1 protein-coding gene is annotated in these 1,528 nt (G+C 58.0%); it reads left to right on the forward strand.

Features of this window, described 5'->3' with window-relative positions; translation table 11 throughout:
* Positions 1-999 (forward strand): trehalose-6-phosphate synthase (locus tag IQ273_RS33090; protein ID WP_194027304.1); only part of this gene is annotated, 999 nt, incomplete at its 5' end.
* Positions 1,000-1,528 lie beyond the last annotated feature (529 nt).

The following is a 1,528-nucleotide window of genomic DNA, read 5'->3' on the forward strand; positions in this document are numbered from 1 at the left end:
CCCTTCCCCGCCGCCGATGTGTTCAACATTTTGCACTGGCGTGAGGCGATCGTCGACAGCCTGCTCTGCTGCGACCTGTGCGGTTTCCACATTCCCCGCTACGTCGAGAACTTTGTCTCCGCCGCCCGCAGCCTGCGCGACGTCAAGCTAGTTGAGCGCAAGCCCGTGCCCGAAGCCTTTACCCCCTTCGGCACCGCCCTAGCTGAACCCGATATGACTACCAAGCTCGAATATATGGGCCGCACAGTCAATGTCGACGCCTTCCCCGTCGGCACCAACCCCGGCTACATTCACGAAATGGTCAACAAGCCCTCCGTGCAGCAGCGTATCACCGAAATTCGCGATGACCTTGGCGACAATAAGATCATTGTCTCGGCGGGTCGGGTCGACTACGTGAAGGGTGCTAAAGAAATGCTGCTCTGCTTCGAGCGTCTGCTGGAGCGGCGACCTGAGCTGCGCGGCAAGGTGAATTTAATTATGACCGCCGTCAAAGCCGCCGCCGGTATGCGGGTCTACAAAACCGCTCAGAGCGAAATCGAGCAATTGGTCGGCCAGATCAACGGCAAATACTCCACCCTCACCTGGAACGCCATTCAGCTCTTCACCGAGCCAATTCCCTTTGATGACCTGATGGCGCTGTACAAAACCGCCGATATTGCCTGGATTCCGCCCCTGCGTGACGGTCTCAACCTGGTTGCCAAGGAATATATTGCGGCCCACGGTGGCGAAAACGGTGTGCTGGTGCTCTCAGAGTTCACCGGCTCAGCCGTGGAGCTACCCGATGCGGTGCTCACCAACCCCTATTCCGACAAGAATATGGACGAGAGCATCGACGTGGCCCTCGACATGCCCCTTGGGGAGCAAAAACGCCGCATGGAGAAGATGCATAACGCCGTCACCCAGTATGACGTGCAGCAGTGGGCCAACCACATGTTTAGAGAGGCGAATGCGGTTGCCGTCACCTCCCCCGAGCCAGAGAAGGATCTCGTACCCGCCTAGCCCCGCTGGTACGTCAACCGTAGGGTGGGCATTGCCCACCTCCTCTTATGCCTCTAACCCATAGGCTAGGCCCAGATCCCAGGGTTCTTCTCCCCATTTGTCTGTCACAGCCCCATCTCCCCGCAGAACCCTGGGATCTTCTGTAGCTGGTACGCTTGGTAGCTGTCTGCGATCGCAGCTCTCGTAGGGTGGGCACGGCCCACCACACCTTAGGCCCAAGATCAACACGCTGTGCTAGCCCAGATCCCAGGGTTCTTCTCCCAATTTGGTTGTCACGGCCCCATCTCCCCGCAGAACCCTGGGATCTCCTGTAGCTGGTACGCTTGGTAGCTGCTTGCGATCGCAGCCTCTCTCAATCAAAGCCAGCATATCTACAGTTGAGCCCTAGGTAGGTGGTGGGCAGTGCCCACCCTTGTATCTTAAAAAGTGTGGCAGACCGTCCCACCCTAGGTTAAGCAAACCGTGTGTAGCTTGGGTCGCCGCACCTTTCAGGATAAAACTCGAAAAATCGCCAGGAGCCTGTGACTCC

This window comes from Nodosilinea sp. LEGE 07298, from assembly GCF_015207265.1.
In the GTDB taxonomy this organism is placed as follows: Bacteria; Cyanobacteriota; Cyanobacteriia; order Phormidesmidales; family Phormidesmidaceae; genus Nodosilinea.